Raw genomic sequence first — 16,851 nt, 5'->3', positions numbered from 1 at the left:
GCGGCGCGCGCGGAGGTTCACATACTCACGCGCGCTAGCCGCTCGAGATGGCGGGGCTCGCAACCCCTCCGCAAGCGTGAAAATGTCGGACAATGGCCGCTGCGCGCGCCACGCTGGCGCCGCGTTCAACTGAAGCATTCACGCTTGCGAGATCCCCATGTCGACTCCTTTTCCCCGGGAACTGCTGAAGGCCGCCGATATTGCGAAGATGGAACCGACGCGCGCGGTGCATTCGCTGAATCCCAATGCCGTTCGCTTCAAGCGACAACTCAGCGACCTGACCGGCCTGACGCAAATCGGTATTCACCTGCTCACGCTGATGCCCGGTCACGAATCGGCCGAGTATCACCGTCACCTGTACGAAGAAGAGTTCGTCTACGTGCTGTCAGGTACGGGCGCGGTCACGATCGGTGAACGCGCCAGTGAAATCGGGCCGGGCGATTTCATCGGCTTTCCGCGCGGTGGTGAAGCGCATACGGTGCAGAACACCGGCGATACGCCGCTGGAACTGCTCGTCGGCGGGCAGCGGCTCGAACACGACGTCTGCGAATACCCGCGACTCGGCAAGCGGCTGTATATCGCTGGCGAACTCGAGGACTATGTCGATCTGCCGAAGCAGCCTTGATCGCCAATCGTGCATTTGACGCTCCATTCCACATAAAAACCGAATCAATAACCTCGTGTTTATATAAACAAAATAAAAATTCGTAAAAACACGGGGTAGAGAAAGCGCGTTTATTTGGGCACGCTTGTGCGCATTGTCCGCTCCTGGGCGCCGGTATTTCGACATGCCGGCGCGTCTTTTTCCAGGTGCGCGCATTCGGAAATAACGACACGCACCCGGGATTTTCGACCGATCGTCCGGGCAAGCGGAATCCATCAAAAGCATCCTGATTTAAAGCTCAGTAGTTCGAATCAACATCCTGATTCAAGAACGATACGGAGACGGGCGATGTCCAGGAACTGGGGGTTGGGAACGGCGCTGCTGGCGCTGTGCGTTGTCTTGTCTGCCTGCGGCGGCGATGGCGATTCGCCGTCGGTGGCCGCGGCGAACCTGTCGGCTGCCGCGCAGTCACAGGGCAACCAGAACGGCAACGGCGACAACGAAAACGGCAACGAAAGCGACAACAACAACAGCAACGAGTCGTCGAAGAAAAACGCCGACATCCGCGTCGCGCAATACGTCAATCCGTTGATCGGCACCGACTACGCGACCGACCAGCCGGCCGACCCGGTCGGCTCGGGCCTCGGCGGCGGCACGTTCCCCGGGCCGACGGTCCCGTTCGGGATGATGCAATGGAGCCCGATGACGCCGACCGCCCAATACGACAGCAGCAAGGGCGACGGCTCCGGCTTCTCCGGCGGCTACTGGTACGGCGACACGTCGATCAACGCATTCAGCATCCTGCACCTGAGCGGGACCGGCTGCTGGGCGAACGGCGGCTACCTGAACGTGATGCCGCAGCTCGCGCCCGGCGACGCCGGCACGCCGGCCAGCTTCAGCCACGCGAACGAAACCGCGCAGGCCGGCTATTACGGCGTCACGCTCGGCAACGGCATCAAGGCCGAGCTGACGACGACGGTGCGCACCGGCTTCGCGCGCTTCACGTATCCGGCGCTCGCGCAGAGCCAGCAGGCGACGATCGCGATCGATCCGACCGTGCTGAACGACCGTGCGCAGGGCACGACGAGCGACACGATCAGCCAGGTCGGCGACCGCGCGTTGTCGGGCACGATCGCGGGCGGCGGATTCTGCTGGGCCGGGCATGCGGTGCCCGTTTACTACTACGCGGAATTCAGCCAGCCGTTCGCGGCGAAGCCGGCGCTGTCGAACAACCGCCCGATGACCGTGACGTTCAATGTCGACCGCAAGCACCCTGACGTGATGATGAAGCTCGGCATCTCGTTCGTCAGTGAAGCGAATGCGAAGGCGAACCTGCGTGCCGAGAATCCGGAGACGGATGCGCAAGGCAGCCGGAACTGGCGCTTCGACACCGTGCGCGGCGCGGCGAGCGCCGCGTGGAACGCGCGCCTGAACGCGATCCAGGTCACGGGCGGCAGCGACGCCGACAAGACGAAGTTCTACACCGCGCTGTATCACGCGTCGCTGCACCCGAACGTGTTCAACGACGTGAACGGCCAATACCCGGATTTCTACGCGTCGAACGGCGCAGCGGCCGCGCCGACACGTCAGGTCGAGAAAGGCCGCACGATGTACGCGAACTTCTCCGGCTGGGACATCGACCGCTCGTTCATCCAGTTGCAGGCGCTGCTCGACCCGGTGCGGACCGGTGACATCGTGCAGTCGCTCGTGCTCGATGCGAAGGCGTGCGGCGCGTTCCCGCGCTGGGCGTACTTCAATACCGAGACGGCCGTGATGCCGGGCGACGCGGGCTCGATCATCGTCGCGAACGCGCATGTGTTCGGCGCGACGAACTTCGACACGCAGGCCGCGCTGTCGATCATGAAAAACAGCACGGCGCCGGGCGCCGCGTGCGCCGGCACGCCGGTGATGGGCAGTCGCGCGGACTACGACCGGTTCGGCTACGTGCCGTCGTCGGGCTCGGGCGACAACCAGACCGCCTCGAACACGCTCGAATACGCGGTGCGCGATTTCGCGGTGTCGCGCTTCGCGACGGCGCTCGGCGATACCGCGACGGCCGGCACGCTGTTGAAGTCGAGCGGTAACTGGCAAAACCTGTTCGACCGGGGCGCGATCCAGCCGAAGACGTCGGCCGGCGCATGGGTCACCGACGGCACCGGCTTCATGGAAGGCAATGCCGAGCAATACACGTGGTACGTGCCGCACGATCTCGCCGGCGTGGTCGCGCAGGCCGGCGGCGCCGCGCCGGTCGTCAAGCGGCTCGACACGTTCTTCACGCACCTGAACATCGGCACCGTGCAGCCGTATTTCTACGTCGGCAACGAAGTGACGATGGCCGTGCCGTGGGTGTATGCGTGGGCCGGTGCGCCGTCCCATACGCAGCGCGTGCTGCATGCGTCGCTCGCGAACGAGTTCGGCACCGGCGCGGCCGGGCTGCCGGGCAACGACGATCTCGGCGCGATCTCGGGCTGGTACGTGTGGGCCGCGGTTGGTCTTTATCCGGTCGTGCCGGGCGTGGGCGGCGTCGCGCTGTCGAGCCCGCAGTTCGAGAAGATCACGGTGCGCGTCGGGCAGAAGGACGGCAGCTACCGGCTGTTGCACATCATCGCGCCGGGGGCAGGCTCGGGCGACAACGCGTCGTTCTATGTGAAGTCGCTGAAGCTGAGCGGCGCACCTTACTCCGCCGCGTGGCTGCCGTTCGAGCAGATCGCGAAGGGCGGAAAGCTGTCGTATGCGATGACGGCCGACGCGAACGCCACGACGTGGGGCACCGACGCATCCGCGATGCCGTCGTTCCCGCAGGCGGCCAGCGCGCCGTAACAGCCGGGGGAGATCAACGAACGGTTCTTGCCAGCAGGATCGACGCAGAGAGAGGGATGGACGAACGGATGAAGCTACGTCATGTGGTGGGTATCGGGTGCCTTGCCGTGCTGTCGGGGTGCGGGGGCGATCAGGGCTCGACGGATGCGAGCGTGCTCGCGCAGCGGTCGAACGCGCAGGGCAACCAGAACGATCAAGGCAACCAGAACGACCAGGGCGATCAGAACGATCAAGGCGAAAACGGCGGCGCGACCAAACGGTCGGTGCTGCACAGCGTCGACCCGATGATCGGCACGGCGAATCTCGACATCAACGCGGACTGGAGCAGCGGCGTGCGGGGCCACGGCCACGTGTACCCGGGCGCGACCGTGCCGTTCGGGATGGTGCAGCTCGGGCCGGACACGACCGGCGGCGCGCACACGCTGCCGTGGAACTGGGATCGCACGTCGGGCTACCAGTACGACGATCCGTTCATCACCGGCTTCACGCATACGCACCTGTCGGGCACCGGTATCGGCTCGGGCGGCGAAGGGCGGTTCCTGCCGACGCTGGCGCCGGTCGACACCGCGACGCTGGCGAAGGTCGCCGCGACGTCGCGGGCATGCCGTCGAAGACGCAGGATCGCGTGCGTTCGGTGATGGACGACATGTACTCGCTGACGCTGACGGCCGGTGATCGCGCGCTGCTCAGCGGCGACAGCCTGAAGGCCACGCTGGCCGATCCGCGCCGCGTGCGCGATTCGGCGATTCCCGGCAACGACGATTGCGGGCAGTTGTCCGCGTGGTGCGTGCTGTCCGCGCTCGGCATCTATTCGCTGAATCCGGTGGGCGGCGTGTTCTACCTCAGCACGCCGCTGTTCGAGGAGGCGACGATCGACATCCCGGTGGCGTCGGGCGGCGGGGACGGAAAGAGCCTGAAGTTCGGCGCGACGCGGCGCTTCAAGGTGACCGCGCATGCGGCCGGCGGCGGCGCGCCGTCATCGGTCAATCGCTACGTCCAGTCGGTCAGCCTGAACGGCACGCCGCTGCATCGGCCGTACATCACGTACGACGAGATGAAGGCCGGCGGCACGCTCGACTTGGTGATGGGGTCGACGCCGAACGACGCCTGGGTCGGCACCTGGAACGGGCAGGATCCGAACAGCGCGCTCGCGCCGTCGCTGGCGTTGGCAGGCAAGTAGCCGCCGCAAGCGGCCCGCTGCGACGCGGGCCGCTTCTCCTTCCCTTCATTTGACGGTGCGGGGCGCGGCCGCGAGGCAGGAAGCGGCCTGCCCCGGGGATCTGTCCTTGGGCCGCACGGCGGGGACGCCATGCGCCAACGCGGTGACTGCTTCGGCGGCCCACTCGCAAACGGGGCGCGCGACAGCAGGCGACGGTCCCCGTCCCGGCCGGCAACGCGCTCATGCCGCTCCGGCTCGGCATCGACCGGATCGGGCACCTGACGGCCGACCGCTTCGGCTTCACCGATTCAATCCCGGTGGTGGCCGCCGTCACGTTCGTGTCATGGGGCGTCGTCGCGCTTATGATGCGGGAACGCCACTGACAGGGTTCCCCGATATGGACGCGCCGCTCCCGCCGATGTCTGCCCCGATTTCCGAAACGGAACCTGAAACCGAAACCGTCGCCGAGCCGCGCGCGTCGCGCGTGCATCGGCCGGTCGCGCTCGTCACCGGATCGACGTCGGGGATCGGCGCGGCGATCGCGCGCCGCCTGGCGGCGGACGGCTACGCGGTGATCCTGCATTCGCGCCGCTCGGCCGACGTGGGACGCGCGATGGCGCGCGAATTCGGTGCGGCCTATGTGCAGGCCGATCTCGCCGACGATACCGAGCGTGTGCAGCTGATCCGCGAAGCCGTTGCCGTGCACGGGCGGCTCGACGTGCTCGTCAACAATGCGGGCGTGAGCCGCGTGATTCCGCATGACGATCTCGCTGCGGCGACGCCCGACGTGTGGCGCGAGATGCACGAGATCAACGTGATCGCACCATTCCGGCTCGTCGCCGAGGCGGAGGCTGCGCTGCGCGAGGCGGCGTCGCATGGGCGGGCCGGGTGCGTGGTGAACGTCAGCTCGCATGCGGGCGTGCGGCCGAAGGGCGCGTCGATTCCGTATGCGGCGGCGAAGGCGGCGCTCAATCACACGACGCGGCTGCTTGCGAAAACGCTCGCGCCGGCGATTCGCGTCAATGCGGTCGCGCCGGGGCTCGTCGATACGCCGCTCACGGCCGACTGGACGGATGCGCAGCAGCTCTGGCGCGAGCGCGCGCCGATGCGCCGTGCGGCGACACCGGACGACATCGCGCAGACGGTCGCGATGCTCGTCGCGTCCGATTACGTGACGGGCGAGATCGTGATGCTCGACGGGGGAATGAATCTGACGTGAGGCGAGAGTCGGTGACGCACCGAGGCACCGAGGCACCGAAGCACCGAGGCACCGAGGCACCGAAGCGCAGAAGCGCAGAAGCACCGAAGCACCGAAGCACCGAAGGCGGATGCGGCCGCGCACCCGCGCACAGGTGCCACACGCGCGATTGCCGCGACCGCTAACTTGCCGACCGACGCGATCAGCCGAGGCGCGACCGCAGTTGCGCAAGTGCCTGATCGTGCGTGCGCTCGAATTTCAGCGGCGTGACGGCGACATACCCCTCACCCAGCGCGACCGTTTCCGAATCCGCATCGTCGTCGCGCGGCGCGCGGGCGAGCTTCAGCCAGTGATACTCGATGTCGCGTGGGTCGCACCCTGACACGATCTCGACACCCTGCAGCGTGCCGGCGCCCTGGTTCGTCACCTTGAGGCCGCGCACGTCTTGCGCGGGCCGCGGCGGGAAATTCACGTTCAGGCAGGCGTCGCTGTCCCAGCCCGCGGCCACGAGCCGGCGAATGACGTCCGGCGCAAGCGCGCGTGCCGTGTCCCACGGCACTGCGTTGCGATCGATGAAGGCCTGGCTCAGCGCGATGGCCGGCACGCCGACCAGCATGCTCGTCATCGCGGCGCCCACCGTGCCGGAAAACACCGTTTCGGTGCCGAGGTTCCCGCCGCGATTCACGCCGGACAGCACGATGTCGGGCCGCGCGCCCTTCATCAGGTGGCTGATCGCGATCGCGACGCAATCGCCGGGCGTGCCGCGCACCGCGAAGCGGCGTTCGCCCTTGCGATGCACGCGCAGCGGTTCGTGCAGGCTCAGCGAGTGCGACGTGCCGCTCTGGTCTTCCGCCGGTGCGACGATCCACACTTCGCGCGCCAGTTGCGTGGCGACCTGTTCGAGCACGTCAAGGCCGGGGGCGTCGATTCCGTCGTCGTTGGTGAGCAGGACGCGGTCGAACAGCGGGCGGGTTTCTTGCATCGGGACGATCCTCGCGGAGTTGGGCAATGAGAGGGGAATGCAGCGTGGCGCAAGCCACAAGGCTAGCATTCCCGCGTGAGGATCGTCGTGTCGCGCGACGGGCGCGGATGTGAAAACGGGCGCATCGCGCGCCCGTTCGTCGGTATTCGTGCCGCGGCGTGCGCAGCGGGTCGGAGCCGCTCAGCCGAGCAGGTGCCGCAGCAGGCCGGCGGACACGACGCCGACGATGACGGTCGGCAGGATCGACAGGCGCGTCGCCGCGATCAGCGTCAGGGCCAGCGCGAGCAGGTCGGCCGGGCGCGTCGACACGAAGGCCGGTGCGATCACCGAGATCAGCACGCAGCCGGGCACGTTCTCCATCACCGACGCCATCCGCGGGCTCAGCGTGCGGTTGCGCAGCAGCACGTAGCCGAGGATACGCGACAGATAGGTGGTCGACGCCATCAGCACGATCGTCGCGACCGTGCTGAAATCCGGGAAATCAGGCATCGCGCGGCTCCCACAGCAGCGCGGCGATCAGCCCCGCGCAGGCGCCGGCCGCGACGTACCACGCGCCGGGCACGGCCAGGTGCGTGGCCGCCGCGACGACGAGGCTCACGAACCACGGGCGGCTCGCGCGCATCCCTTTCCACATCCCGCGCAGCAGCACCAGAAACACGGCCGTGAACGCCATGTCGAAGCCGTACTGCTCGACGTTGCCGATCGTCGGCCCGACGGCCGCGCCGAGCGTGGTCATCGAGATCCACGTCAGGTAGAGCCCCACGCAGATGCCCGCGTAATAGGGCACGCTGATGTGCGTGGCCGAGCGGGCCCGGGCGTCGGCGAGCGACATCGCCCAGCTTTCGTCGCACATGAAGAACAGCGCGAAGAACGCGCGGCGGCGCGGCAGGCGGCGGATATACGGCTCGAAGGCGGCGCCCATCAGGATGTGGCGCGAATTCACGAGGAACGACATCGCGACGATCAGCGCGATGTGCGGCGGCGATGACCACAGATGGATCGCCGCGAATTCGGAGCCGCCGCCGAAGTTCATGCCGGTCATCATCGGCACTTCGAACAGGCTAAGCCCTTTCTGCGCGGCCTGCGCGCCCAGCACGAGCGCGAACGGCACGAAACCCAGCATGACGGGCAGCGCCGCGCGCAAACCACGGCCCATCTCGGCGACATAGGCGGGCTTGTCGCGAAGCCCTGACGACGTTGAAACGCTACTGCTCATTACTCCTCCTTCGGGGGAGGAATTGTCTGCTTTTTTGACTCGAATCGGGTTGCGTTGTGGCCAGATTTTTCTCAAAATTTGGCATTGAACACGTGATACGCAAATTTTTTGGAATTGAATGCCAATGAAACTTGACGCCATCGACCGCCGGATCCTGAGCGCGCTCCAGCGCGACGGCCGCATGCAGAACGTGGAACTCGCGCACGAGGTCGGGCTGTCGCCGTCGCCGTGCCTGCGGCGCGTGCGCCTCCTCGAGGAAGCCGGCGTGATCGAGAAATACGTGGCCGTGCTGAATCCCGCGAAAGTCGGCAAGGGGCTGACGATCTTCACGCGCGTGTGGCTGAAGGGGCAGGACGCAGAATCGGTGAACCGCTTCGCCGAGGCCGTCCAGCAGATGCCGGAAGTCGTCGAATGCCACCTGATGGCGGGCGATTGCGATTTCCTGCTGCGTGTCGTCGCGGCCGACATCGACGATTACCGGCGCTTCCAGATGGAATACCTCACGCGTATTCCGGGGGTGCTGAGTGTGAAGACCGACATCCCGATGCAGAAGGTCAAGCTCACGTCGGCGCTACCGACCTAGCGCGACGCGGGTGCGCGGCTACGAGACGGACGGGTCGACGAACGGTCACGGCTCGGTGACAATCGCCCGATAGACTGACGAATCACGCCGCTTCGAGCATGTCGCCTGTGATGGCGCGCGACGTTCGATGCGCAAGCAACTAACGGTCAATGTCGACGCGATCGGGCAGGCGGCGCTGCGCGCCGGGTCGTGCGTCGGCGCGAATGCGTCATTTCTTGTCGGGCCATTCATGCAGCCAATCAACACTCCGTGGAATTCGCTGGAAATCGTCAAGCTCGTGCTGGGCGTGCTGACGCCGTTGTCGGTCGCGTGTCTCGGCTGGCTCGTCGCACGCCGGCTGAAGCGGCTCGAACTCGTGCAGTGGACCAACCAGCGCTTGATCGAGAAGCGGCTCGCGCTGTACGACGCGGTCGCGCCGCAGCTCAATGCGCTGCTGTGCTTCTACACGTGGATCGGCTACTGGAAGGACATCTCGCCGGACGACGTGATCCGCGCGAAGCGCGACCTCGACCGCACCTTCCACATCTACCGCTACCTGTTCGACGACGACGTGTACGACGCGTATCACACGTACATCCACGCGCTGTTCGACGTGCATACGGGCCCGGGCCGCGATGCGCGGATCCGTTCGCTGGTCCAGGCGCCCGACGGCGATCGCAGCGTGCACGGCTCGTATGAATGGAAACCGGCGTGGTCGGACCGTTTCGCGACTGCGAATGTCGTGCCGAAGGACGACGTGCTGCGGTATTACACACAGTTGATGGAGCGGCTGCGCGTGGCGCTGGGCGCGACACGCTGAAGGCTTTGGCACCTGCGCACCGCTTCACGCCGGTATCGAAATCCGCCACTGGGCGGCGCGAATATCCGCTCCCGCACATGAAGCGGATGCGGAACCCGGCTGCTGCTGACATGCTCGCGTCATCTCCACTCGCGCGAGGTCCGTATGGTTGTCGATACCGGCTGCCGGCCGCTCATGATCCGCTCACCCGCGGCGGGCCGGCGGCGTCTCTTCCCCGTGGGTTCTCACGATCCGCATGACATGCCGCTGCCGATCGAGCCGGAGATCGGCGACATCGTCTTCATCCGCGTCACCGTGCGACCGTTTCTCGAAGTGGCGAGCGCGACGCGCTCGTGGACGAATCACGTCGGGATCGTCGTCGGCGAGCGCGGCGGCGAGCCGTTGATTGCGGAGAGTACATTTCCGTTGTCGCGCGTCACGACGATGTCGCGGTTTCTTGCGCGCTCCGATCGCGGCGCGTGCGTGATCGCGCGGCTGAAGCAGCCGCTCGATGCCGCGCAGCGGCGCCGGCTCGTGGACGCTGCGATGCGCCGGATCGGCGTGGTCTACGACACGGGGTTCAATCTTGCGTCGCGCCGGCAGTTCTGCTCGCGGTTCGTGCGCGAAGTCGTGCGCGACGCGACGCGGATCGTGCTCGGCGACGTCGAGACCTTCGACATGCTGCTGCGCCGGAATCCGGACCATCCGCTGGGCTTCTGGAGGATCTGGTACTTCGGCCGGATTCCGTGGCGCCGCCACACGGTGACGCCGGCGAGTTTGCTGGGTAGCGGGGCGTTGCGGGTGGTGGCGGATACGCGCGCTGGTGACGCAGGATGACGGAGTGGGACTCGGTGATGCCCCTGCCTGCCGACGTGGTGGAATATAGCGTTTCGATGCGTCGGTTTGCGAAACGTTCAGGCGAAACTGATCACGAGCTTTTTACCGCAAGCCGCCGCATACTTGCGCAGCGTATCGATGGACGGTGAATGCTGGCCCGTTGCGAGCGCGCGCTCCAGTCGCGTGATGGCCGGTGCCTTCGTACCCATACGCTCCGCCACATCGGCTTGAGACAGTCCGGCCTCTCGTCGGGCAGCCAGCATGGCGTCGAGCAGTGCGAATTCCTCGCGGTTCAGTCGTTCGTATTCGGCGCGCACCTCGGGATCAGCCAATGCACGCTCGCGCAGTTCCTTATACGTTGCCATCTCGAACCTCCTTCAATCGACGGCGCGCCGTTTCCAGTTCCTTCGGTGGTGTCTTTTGCGTCTTCTTCACAAAGCAATGAAGCATGACGATACGCCTCTCGACGATTGCGCAATAAAACACCCGGGCGATACCTTCCGCGCCCTTCAATCGCATTTCGTAGAGTCCGTTTCCCATCGATTGCGTGTGGGGTTCGCCCAGGTTCGGGCCGTACTGTTCCATGCGGTCAACGAGCGCATAGAACCGGGCGATGAGTGTCTTGGGTAGCGCTGCCACTCCCTTTTCGACACGCTCATTGACGAACCGGACTTCGTACGCATTGTTCATCATAGTAACAAATATGTTATGTTGATGCAAGAACAGTGACCAGCCGCGACTGCGGATGAGGGCGGCTGGTCAGACGTGCGGGTGGGTTGGAGTCGCCGTTACGTAAGCTGGGGGCTTCGGCGAGGATGTGTGTGCCCGGCTGTTCTCAGGCAATCCGGAGTCGGCGACGTGCGTAATTCGTTGACGGCGCGCGCTATGCGCGATGGAAGAGGGGGGGTTAGTTCCGCCCCGCCACCGCCAACCGCGCCGCCAGCCCCACGAACACTGACCCGAGCAGGTACTGCGGCAGCTTCGACGGGCGGCGGCGCGCGCCGATCCGCTGGCTCAGCCGGCTCGCGGACAGGATGACCGCGCCGTTCACGATGATGCCGATCAGGTTCAGCACCGTCGCGAGCACGAGAATCTGCACGGCGATCGAACCGTGCCCGGGCCGCACGAACTGCGGAAACAGCGCGAGCACGAACAGCGCCATCTTCGGGTTCAGCAGGTTCGTCGTCAGCCCTTGGCGGAAGATCGCCGCGGTCGAGTGGCGTCGCGGCGACGCGACGGGCGACAGTGCGGTCGCATCCGAACGGAACGTCTTCCACGCGAGATACAGCAGATAGGCGGCGCCCGCGAAGCGCACGACGTCATAGGCGAGCGGCACCGCGACGAAAAGCTGCGACAGCCCGAGCGCGGCCGCCAGCGCATGGCAGTAGGTGCCGGCCTGGATGCCCGCGAGTGTCGCGAAGCCTGCACGCGGGCCCTGGCTCACGCTGCGGGACGCGATCAGCAGCATGTCGGGGCCCGGCGTGGCGGTCAGTGCGAGACACGCGCCGGAGAACAGCGCGAGCGTGGAGAGGTCGATCATGGCCGTCCCTTTTGTCGGTGCGACGTAAATGGGAGGTCAGTTTAGGAGCGCGCGCGGGGCCGGTCAATCGAACGAACGGACGATGGCCGGACGGTGCGGATCGTATCGCGACGCATGCATTGCGCACGCGCGATCGGCGCACCACTCACTGCTTGCGACATGCCACCTGATAGTCGATCACGGTGTTCGCCGAAGGTTTGTCCGGTTCACCACCGACCGTCGTCACGCCGAGCACGCCGGCCGCATTCCGGTAGCGCAGCGCGCAATACCCCATCCCGGTGCCCGAACACGCTTCGGCTTCGATAATGCCGTGCTTCGCGAGCGTCGCCGCGCCGTCCGTCGCGTCCGGTTTTTCGCGCGGGCGCAGCGGTTGCCAGCCATGCGCGATCAGGATCGTGCGTGCCGCGTCGAGCGGCTTGCCGTACACGTTCGGCACGACCGCGCGGCCGTTGCAGTGCGTGCTTTCGGCGGCGACACGGGTCAGCCGCAGGCCGCCGTTGTCTTCGTGCAGTTCGCCGACCGGCGGCGCCGGGCCGTCGCCGCCCCAGATCAGCAGCGCGCCGCTGTCCAGCCGGTCGGCCGAGCCGAGCTGCCAGCCGGCTTTGCGCGCGGTATAGCCGAGTGCGACGAGCGTCGTGCCGTCGAACACGCCGATGTTGCCGTTGCGCGCAAAGCAGATCGCGCTCGTGCCGGCGCTGAAGCCGCTCGAGAACGTGACGACCGTGTAGCGCCCGAGCGACGCCTCGGACGTCACGATCCAGTCGCGCTTCGCGACTTCGCGGCCGGCTGCGGTGGTCGTCTTCGCGCGATATTGCGTGCAAAACGAATCGAGCGACCCGTTCTCCGGCGAATGCGGCAGCACGCCGAGCGGCACCAACGATGCGCCGGCGATCTCGGAGGCCGTTCGCAGCGGACCGGCCGATGCCGTGCCGGCGAATGCGGTACAGGCAACGGCCGCGATCGCGGCGGCAGTAGCGAAACGGCGGACCAACGGCAGGGCAATGAAACGCGGCACGCGGGCAGTCTCCGGAGCGAGGAATACGGACGCGACGATCGCGGCTTTCCGCGCGCGTGCCGCCGACGACTCAGCCTTTCGCGACGACGTCGATCCGCAGCGCTTCGCCGCCGGCGGCGATCGCCAGCAGACGATCGACGTTCGGGTGCGCGCCCGGACGGTTGCGCGCGTCGGCCGTATGCTCGGCGAATATCGCGAGGCCGTGCTCGGCGGCGTTCGCGTCGAGCGTGCCGAACGCCTGCTTCAGGTAGTTGTACACCGCGAGCGAGCCCTGCTTGCCCGGCTGGTTCTCGATGGTTGCGACCACGTCGCCGTTCGCGCCGACGAGATCGATGCGCGCGACGCCGTCGATGGCCGGCAGTTGCGCGAGGTTGTCCTTGAATACTTGGGTCGGTTGAATCACTGAAAACACTCCGTCGGTTTGATCATGGGAAGGTGGCCGGCCGTATGTTATCCGATCGGCCACGATGCATTTTTCGACGTAACCGAGCGATTTGCACTTGGTCCGACCATCCGATTCGTCGACTATCCTGGGAACACCGGCGCCTGCTTGCCGGTTTGCCACACGGCAGCACGAACAGGTTGTGAAGTGACGGATGTCATTGAGGATGATTGTGTTGTCCGCGGTTGCCGGGCGCGGTGACTCCGCGGGCGATTCGATCCGCTCGGGTTTCCTGGTTGCTAGCCTGGCCCATCGCTGGCGGCGGCGAGAAGCGGAACGACCAGATCGCTGATCGGCGTCGGAATGCCGTGAGATCGTCCGTATCGCTGCACGACGCCGTTCCGGCAGTCCCATTCGAGGGGTTGGTTGCCTTGCCGATCGGCAAGAATGGACGTACTCAAATCGGGCGGAAAGCCATGGAATCCGTCGATGATCTCCTGCGGCACTTCATTGCCCAGTTTCGCGCCCTCCGCCCGCGCGACCTCGAGACATTCCCGCAGGTAGGCGAGCGACAGTTCGGTAATGTCGCTTCGCGAGTACATGCCGGCGCGGCGACCGGTCAGCACCATGAGTCCCGCCACCGCGTTCTGCAAAAGCTTTCGCCAGGCGAGGGAGATGAAATCCTCCGCAACCTCCGGCGCGCAGCGCGTGCCGTGCAAAGCCGAGACCACCACGTTGCTCGCCGGCGTATCGGGCAGAGTGAGCCGAGGCTTGCCCCGCAGCCACACCGATGCGCCCGATTCGCGCTGCGCCGGAAACCAGACGACCGATGGCACGACCGTGGCGCCGGCCGCATACGGCGCGAACGCGGCTTGTTGCTCGACGCCGTTTTGCAGCGCGCAGACGACGGTATTCGCATCGCATAGCGCGGAGACCCAGGGTGCCGCGCTCGCCACCTGCGTCGATTTGACTGCAACGAATACGAGATCGACCTTTTCCTTGACTGCTTGCGGGTCGGTCAGTACGGGCCCGGGCACGACGATCTCGCCGCCATCGAAGCGCAATTTCAACTGCTCGTGCGCCGAGCGGCCGCAGATCACCGGCGTGCGTCCGGCTTCATGAAGGGCCGCGGCGACGGTCGTTCCGATTGCGCCCGGGCCGACAAGGCCGACGGTCGGGTAGTCAGACTTCGTCATGGTGTTCATCCTGTTGAGTCATCCGCCAGATGCGGGCGCAGCGCGAGGGCGAGCGGAAAAATCGCGAGGGCGGTCAACGCGGTCGCATACGTGGCGCCATGCACACCGATCCTGTCGCCCAGGAACCCGTAGAGAACAGGCGATAGCGCGCCCGATGCGATCGTCCCCGTGTAGAAAATCGCGAATGCGCGCTCGGTGCGCTCGGGCGCGGACATCTCCGGAACGGTTCCGTACAGCACCGACGACGTGCCGTTGAGCATCATACCCAGAATCGGCAGCAGCACCATGGTCAGTGCCAACGGGAGATACATCACCGCGACGATGCACGCGGCCGTACCGCCCTCCGTGAGCAATACCGTACCGGCCACACCCATGCGTGCGCCCAGCCAGCCACACATGAATTTGCCGGCCGCGCCGCCGATGAAAACGAGCGCGAGGGCCGTTCCCAGCAGTTGAGGCGAGACGCCTTTTGCCTTGAGCAGGAAAGGCAGAAAGGTAAGCAGTCCCATGCGTACCGCCGTATCGAGCACGCCGATGGAAAACAGCGTGGGGAATCCGCTTCCGCCGGTGCCACTGCGTCGAGCGGACGCGTGCTCTTTGGCCCTCGGCTTTCCGGCGCCACGCGGCACGGCGGGAAACCAGAGCGCGATGACGGCGGCCACGACGCAGCCCAAACCGGCGACGATCCATAGCGCGTGACGCCACGGCATCAGGGTCACGAGCAGCGAAATGGCGGCCGGCAGCGCGGATTTCCCCAGGTCGCCGGAAAAGTTGTAGATGCTCAGTGGGCCTCTCGCGTCGCGTCCGTAGATGCGGGAGACGGCGCCCGACGCGATGGGATGCTGCGTGCTGGATCCGCCGCCCGAAATCGCCAGCGCCACGCCCAGACCGAGCAGGCCACCCGACATGCCCGCGATCGCATAGCCGAGCGCGGCGAGCAGCGTGCCGATTGTGAGGGTCGTGCGGCTGCCCAGGTGTTGCGCGAGACGCCCCGCGGACAACTGCAGCGTCGCCATCGTGCCGGCATAGATGCCGCGCAGGATCGCCAGGGCCGCAAAGTCGAGCCCGAATTCCGACTGCCACACCGGTAACAACGCGTAGATCATGTCGGTATAGCCATCGTGCATGGCGTGCGCAACGCAGGATAGCCATAGCACGCGCCGTCGGGGTGGCGCGGTCTCCTGCATCGCGAGAGGGGAAAAAACCGGCAGGCGCATCGTCGTTCGCTCCGTGCGAGCGGTCAGCGGAAGCCGCTGGCGGTATCGCTTTCGCGCTCGATAGGGCAATTTTATGGTCGAGGCGGCAGTATGTTCAATTGAGCTAAAATCGCGTCAATGGAGAGAAAAAGTCACGTCATGAGCGGAAACCGGGACGCTGCGAAGCACTGGGGCGAGTTGCCCCCGCTCAACGCGCTGCGCGCTTTCGATGCGGTCGCGCGGCACGGCAGCTTCGCGAGGGCCGCGGTGGAACTGCATGTCACCCATTGGGCCGTAGGCAAGCAGATCAGGTTGCTGGAGGACTGGTTCGGCCTGCCATTGTTCGACCGTCGTCCGCGCGGTGTCGTGCTGACCGACGAAGGGGCCGCGTTGCTGAATGACGTCAGCCACGCGTTCGAGCGCCTCGGTACCGCGGTGGTGCGGCTGCGCCACGACACGTTCACGCACCGGATATCGGGCGTCGTGCGGGTGAATGTGCCGATGAGCTTTGCGCTTTGCTGGCTGCTGCCGCGGCTCGCCGATTTCCATTCGCGGTACCCCGAAATCGACGTCAGGGTGTCGACGACATCGCGCAAGTTGCGCTATGTCGCCGACGCCTTCGATATCGGTGTGCGTTCCGGTCCCGAGCAAGGTGCGGGCGTCGTATCGCGCCCGTTGATGCCCGACCTTCGCGTGCCGGCCTGCAATCCCGCATTACTGCGCCAGCATCCGATACAGAGCGTGGCCGACCTGCGTCATCATGTCCTGCTGCATTCGGCCACGACGCGCTCTGCCTGGTCGCACTGGTTGCGGGAAGCCGGTGCATCCGATCTGCGGGCCGCGCGCCATGTCGAATTCGATCATGTGAATCTGCAGCTCGGCGCGGCCATCGAGGGGCTCGGCGTGGCCCTGGCCTCCCTGCCGCTGATCGGGCGCGATCTCGCCGAGGGGCGCCTCGTGTGCCCGATCGCATCGCCTGTTTGGCGTGCCGACGACTACATGCTGGTGACGAACGCCGATCGTGCCGACGATGCCGCAGTGTCCGCGTTCGAGGAATGGATGGAAGGCATGGCGAGCCGAGAGGCTGGATAGGCCCGCAGATCAGACCACGCGGCACAACTTCCAGGCTCACCTGTGAGCAACAGCACCGCATACGCGAGGCTGTACGCATCGATGACCCATGGCAGCGCACCGACACGCGCGCCGAACGCGGTGCCGATCGGTTCGGTCGAGAGATAGCCGATCGCGGTGTCGATCCGCGCGATCGACACCGCGATGCACAGGGCCGGCAGCACGAGGCGGTGCCGGGACGGCCCAGCCGCATCGACACCGCCGGCGGAGGCGC

Annotated in this window: 20 protein-coding genes; 10 read left to right on the top strand and 10 right to left on the bottom strand. The window is 66.2% G+C overall.

The genetic code is table 11. The features are described 5' to 3' along the window. Positions 1-157 precede the first annotated feature (157 nt). The 6 genes from CFB82_RS31995 (at position 158) to CFB82_RS31980 (ending at position 5,802) form a co-directional block, all read left to right on the top strand. Positions 158-625 carry a cupin domain-containing protein gene (locus tag CFB82_RS31995; protein ID WP_089486683.1) on the top strand — a complete coding sequence of 156 codons (468 nt, stop codon included), beginning with the start codon at positions 158-160 and terminating at the stop codon, positions 623-625. A gap of 327 nt (positions 626-952) precedes the next feature. Continuing rightward, entirely contained in the window at positions 953-3,424 is a 2,472-nt protein-coding gene (locus CFB82_RS31990; RefSeq protein ID WP_089486682.1) for a GH92 family glycosyl hydrolase, read from the top strand. A 68-nt stretch (positions 3,425-3,492) separates the two neighbouring features. Continuing rightward, positions 3,493-4,062: a hypothetical protein gene (locus tag CFB82_RS44635; protein ID WP_256990561.1), complete on the top strand. Its 570-nt coding sequence runs from the start codon at positions 3,493-3,495 to the stop codon at positions 4,060-4,062. Then, the gene (locus tag CFB82_RS44630; RefSeq protein WP_256990560.1) at positions 4,026-4,604 is read left to right on the top strand and encodes a glycoside hydrolase family 92 protein; all 579 of its coding nucleotides are present in this window, start codon (positions 4,026-4,028) and stop codon (positions 4,602-4,604) included. The genes CFB82_RS44635 and CFB82_RS44630 overlap by 37 nt, the downstream gene beginning before the upstream one ends. Before the next feature lie 221 nt (positions 4,605-4,825). Continuing rightward, complete coding sequence (locus CFB82_RS43465; protein WP_179255480.1) at positions 4,826-4,966, top strand: hypothetical protein; 141 nt, start codon at positions 4,826-4,828, stop codon at positions 4,964-4,966. Between the two features lie 14 nt (positions 4,967-4,980). Next, positions 4,981-5,802 carry an SDR family NAD(P)-dependent oxidoreductase gene (locus tag CFB82_RS31980; RefSeq protein ID WP_089486681.1) on the top strand — a complete coding sequence of 274 codons (822 nt, stop codon included), beginning with the start codon at positions 4,981-4,983 and terminating at the stop codon, positions 5,800-5,802. A 181-nt stretch (positions 5,803-5,983) separates the two neighbouring features. Here CFB82_RS31980 and surE read toward each other — a convergent pair whose 3' ends face one another. From surE to CFB82_RS31965, 3 genes are all read right to left on the bottom strand, one after another. Continuing rightward, a complete protein-coding gene (gene surE, locus CFB82_RS31975; RefSeq protein WP_089486680.1) occupies positions 5,984-6,763 on the bottom strand; it encodes a 5'/3'-nucleotidase SurE in 780 nt (259 codons plus the stop codon). 180 nt (positions 6,764-6,943) lie between these two features. After that, the gene (locus CFB82_RS31970; protein ID WP_089486679.1) at positions 6,944-7,252 is read right to left on the bottom strand and encodes an AzlD family protein; all 309 of its coding nucleotides are present in this window, start codon (positions 7,250-7,252) and stop codon (positions 6,944-6,946) included. Beyond that, a complete protein-coding gene (locus CFB82_RS31965; RefSeq protein ID WP_011356490.1) occupies positions 7,245-7,979 on the bottom strand; it encodes an AzlC family ABC transporter permease in 735 nt (244 codons plus the stop codon). The genes CFB82_RS31970 and CFB82_RS31965 overlap by 8 nt, the downstream gene beginning before the upstream one ends. A 124-nt stretch (positions 7,980-8,103) precedes the next feature. On the opposite strand from CFB82_RS31965, the gene CFB82_RS31960 reads away from it, so the two are divergent. The 3 genes from CFB82_RS31960 (at position 8,104) to CFB82_RS31950 (ending at position 10,177) form a co-directional block, all read left to right on the top strand. Further along, positions 8,104-8,562 carry an Lrp/AsnC family transcriptional regulator gene (locus CFB82_RS31960; RefSeq protein ID WP_006486309.1) on the top strand — a complete coding sequence of 153 codons (459 nt, stop codon included), beginning with the start codon at positions 8,104-8,106 and terminating at the stop codon, positions 8,560-8,562. 229 nt (positions 8,563-8,791) lie between these two features. Further along, positions 8,792-9,361, top strand: coding sequence for a hypothetical protein (locus CFB82_RS31955; RefSeq protein ID WP_069252831.1), 570 nt, complete (start codon positions 8,792-8,794; stop codon positions 9,359-9,361). Positions 9,362-9,505: 144 nt separating this feature from the next. Then, the gene (locus CFB82_RS31950) at positions 9,506-10,177 is read left to right on the top strand and encodes a YebB family permuted papain-like enzyme (RefSeq protein WP_089486678.1); all 672 of its coding nucleotides are present in this window, start codon (positions 9,506-9,508) and stop codon (positions 10,175-10,177) included. A gap of 77 nt (positions 10,178-10,254) precedes the next feature. Here the strand turns inward: CFB82_RS31950 and CFB82_RS31945 are convergent, their stop codons facing one another. From CFB82_RS31945 to CFB82_RS31915, 7 genes are all read right to left on the bottom strand, one after another. After that, on the bottom strand, positions 10,255-10,542 hold the full coding sequence (locus tag CFB82_RS31945) for a helix-turn-helix domain-containing protein (protein ID WP_089486677.1): 288 nt from the start codon (positions 10,540-10,542) through the stop codon (positions 10,255-10,257). Next, positions 10,529-10,867: a type II toxin-antitoxin system RelE/ParE family toxin gene (locus tag CFB82_RS31940; protein ID WP_373558863.1), complete on the bottom strand. Its 339-nt coding sequence runs from the start codon at positions 10,865-10,867 to the stop codon at positions 10,529-10,531. The genes CFB82_RS31945 and CFB82_RS31940 overlap by 14 nt, the downstream gene beginning before the upstream one ends. Positions 10,868-11,084: 217 nt before the next feature. Next, positions 11,085-11,717 (bottom strand): LysE family translocator, encoded by a 633-nt coding sequence (locus tag CFB82_RS31935; protein ID WP_089486675.1) that lies wholly within the window; start codon positions 11,715-11,717, stop codon positions 11,085-11,087. 145 nt (positions 11,718-11,862) lie between these two features. Then, positions 11,863-12,732 (bottom strand): hypothetical protein, encoded by an 870-nt coding sequence (locus tag CFB82_RS31930; protein WP_089486674.1) that lies wholly within the window; start codon positions 12,730-12,732, stop codon positions 11,863-11,865. A 70-nt stretch (positions 12,733-12,802) separates the two neighbouring features. Then, positions 12,803-13,135 (bottom strand): DUF2322 family protein, encoded by a 333-nt coding sequence (locus CFB82_RS31925; RefSeq protein ID WP_089486673.1) that lies wholly within the window; start codon positions 13,133-13,135, stop codon positions 12,803-12,805. Positions 13,136-13,413: 278 nt separating this feature from the next. After that, positions 13,414-14,310 (bottom strand): oxidoreductase, encoded by an 897-nt coding sequence (locus CFB82_RS31920; protein ID WP_069252832.1) that lies wholly within the window; start codon positions 14,308-14,310, stop codon positions 13,414-13,416. Between the two features lie 5 nt (positions 14,311-14,315). Beyond that, the gene (locus CFB82_RS31915; RefSeq protein ID WP_089486672.1) at positions 14,316-15,527 is read right to left on the bottom strand and encodes an MFS transporter; all 1,212 of its coding nucleotides are present in this window, start codon (positions 15,525-15,527) and stop codon (positions 14,316-14,318) included. Positions 15,528-15,665: 138 nt separating this feature from the next. Here CFB82_RS31915 and gcvA point away from each other — a divergent pair, with 138 nt between their 5' ends. Then, the gene (gene gcvA / locus CFB82_RS31910; protein ID WP_174948406.1) at positions 15,666-16,598 is read left to right on the top strand and encodes a transcriptional regulator GcvA; all 933 of its coding nucleotides are present in this window, start codon (positions 15,666-15,668) and stop codon (positions 16,596-16,598) included. Positions 16,599-16,851: the final 253 nt, after the last annotated feature.

Origin of the sequence: Burkholderia sp. HI2714, from assembly GCF_002223085.1 — a bacterium.
Lineage (GTDB): Bacteria > Pseudomonadota > Gammaproteobacteria > Burkholderiales > Burkholderiaceae > Burkholderia > Burkholderia lata_D.
This window is presented reverse-complemented; position numbering and strand designations above follow the sequence as displayed.

What these genes read in the sequence shown, in the direction of transcription:
- CFB82_RS31995 (WP_089486683.1), top strand. Translation starts at nt 158, where the DNA reads ATGTCGACTCCTTTTCCCCGGGAACTGCTGAAGGCCGCCGATATTGCG.
- CFB82_RS31990 (WP_089486682.1), top strand. Translation starts at nt 953, where the DNA reads ATGTCCAGGAACTGGGGGTTGGGAACGGCGCTGCTGGCGCTGTGCGTT.
- CFB82_RS44635 (WP_256990561.1), top strand. Translation starts at nt 3,493, where the DNA reads ATGAAGCTACGTCATGTGGTGGGTATCGGGTGCCTTGCCGTGCTGTCG.
- CFB82_RS44630 (WP_256990560.1), top strand. Translation starts at nt 4,026, where the DNA reads ATGCCGTCGAAGACGCAGGATCGCGTGCGTTCGGTGATGGACGACATG.
- CFB82_RS43465 (WP_179255480.1), top strand. Translation starts at nt 4,826, where the DNA reads ATGCCGCTCCGGCTCGGCATCGACCGGATCGGGCACCTGACGGCCGAC.
- CFB82_RS31980 (WP_089486681.1), top strand. Translation starts at nt 4,981, where the DNA reads ATGGACGCGCCGCTCCCGCCGATGTCTGCCCCGATTTCCGAAACGGAA.
- surE (WP_089486680.1), bottom strand. Translation starts at nt 6,763, where the DNA reads ATGCAAGAAACCCGCCCGCTGTTCGACCGCGTCCTGCTCACCAACGAC.
- CFB82_RS31970 (WP_089486679.1), bottom strand. Translation starts at nt 7,252, where the DNA reads ATGCCTGATTTCCCGGATTTCAGCACGGTCGCGACGATCGTGCTGATG.
- CFB82_RS31965 (WP_011356490.1), bottom strand. Translation starts at nt 7,979, where the DNA reads ATGAGCAGTAGCGTTTCAACGTCGTCAGGGCTTCGCGACAAGCCCGCC.
- CFB82_RS31960 (WP_006486309.1), top strand. Translation starts at nt 8,104, where the DNA reads ATGAAACTTGACGCCATCGACCGCCGGATCCTGAGCGCGCTCCAGCGC.
- CFB82_RS31955 (WP_069252831.1), top strand. Translation starts at nt 8,792, where the DNA reads ATGCAGCCAATCAACACTCCGTGGAATTCGCTGGAAATCGTCAAGCTC.
- CFB82_RS31950 (WP_089486678.1), top strand. Translation starts at nt 9,506, where the DNA reads ATGGTTGTCGATACCGGCTGCCGGCCGCTCATGATCCGCTCACCCGCG.
- CFB82_RS31945 (WP_089486677.1), bottom strand. Translation starts at nt 10,542, where the DNA reads ATGGCAACGTATAAGGAACTGCGCGAGCGTGCATTGGCTGATCCCGAG.
- CFB82_RS31940 (WP_373558863.1), bottom strand. Translation starts at nt 10,867, where the DNA reads ATGAACAATGCGTACGAAGTCCGGTTCGTCAATGAGCGTGTCGAAAAG.
- CFB82_RS31935 (WP_089486675.1), bottom strand. Translation starts at nt 11,717, where the DNA reads ATGATCGACCTCTCCACGCTCGCGCTGTTCTCCGGCGCGTGTCTCGCA.
- CFB82_RS31920 (WP_069252832.1), bottom strand. Translation starts at nt 14,310, where the DNA reads ATGACGAAGTCTGACTACCCGACCGTCGGCCTTGTCGGCCCGGGCGCA.
- CFB82_RS31915 (WP_089486672.1), bottom strand. Translation starts at nt 15,527, where the DNA reads ATGCGCCTGCCGGTTTTTTCCCCTCTCGCGATGCAGGAGACCGCGCCA.
- gcvA (WP_174948406.1), top strand. Translation starts at nt 15,666, where the DNA reads ATGAGCGGAAACCGGGACGCTGCGAAGCACTGGGGCGAGTTGCCCCCG.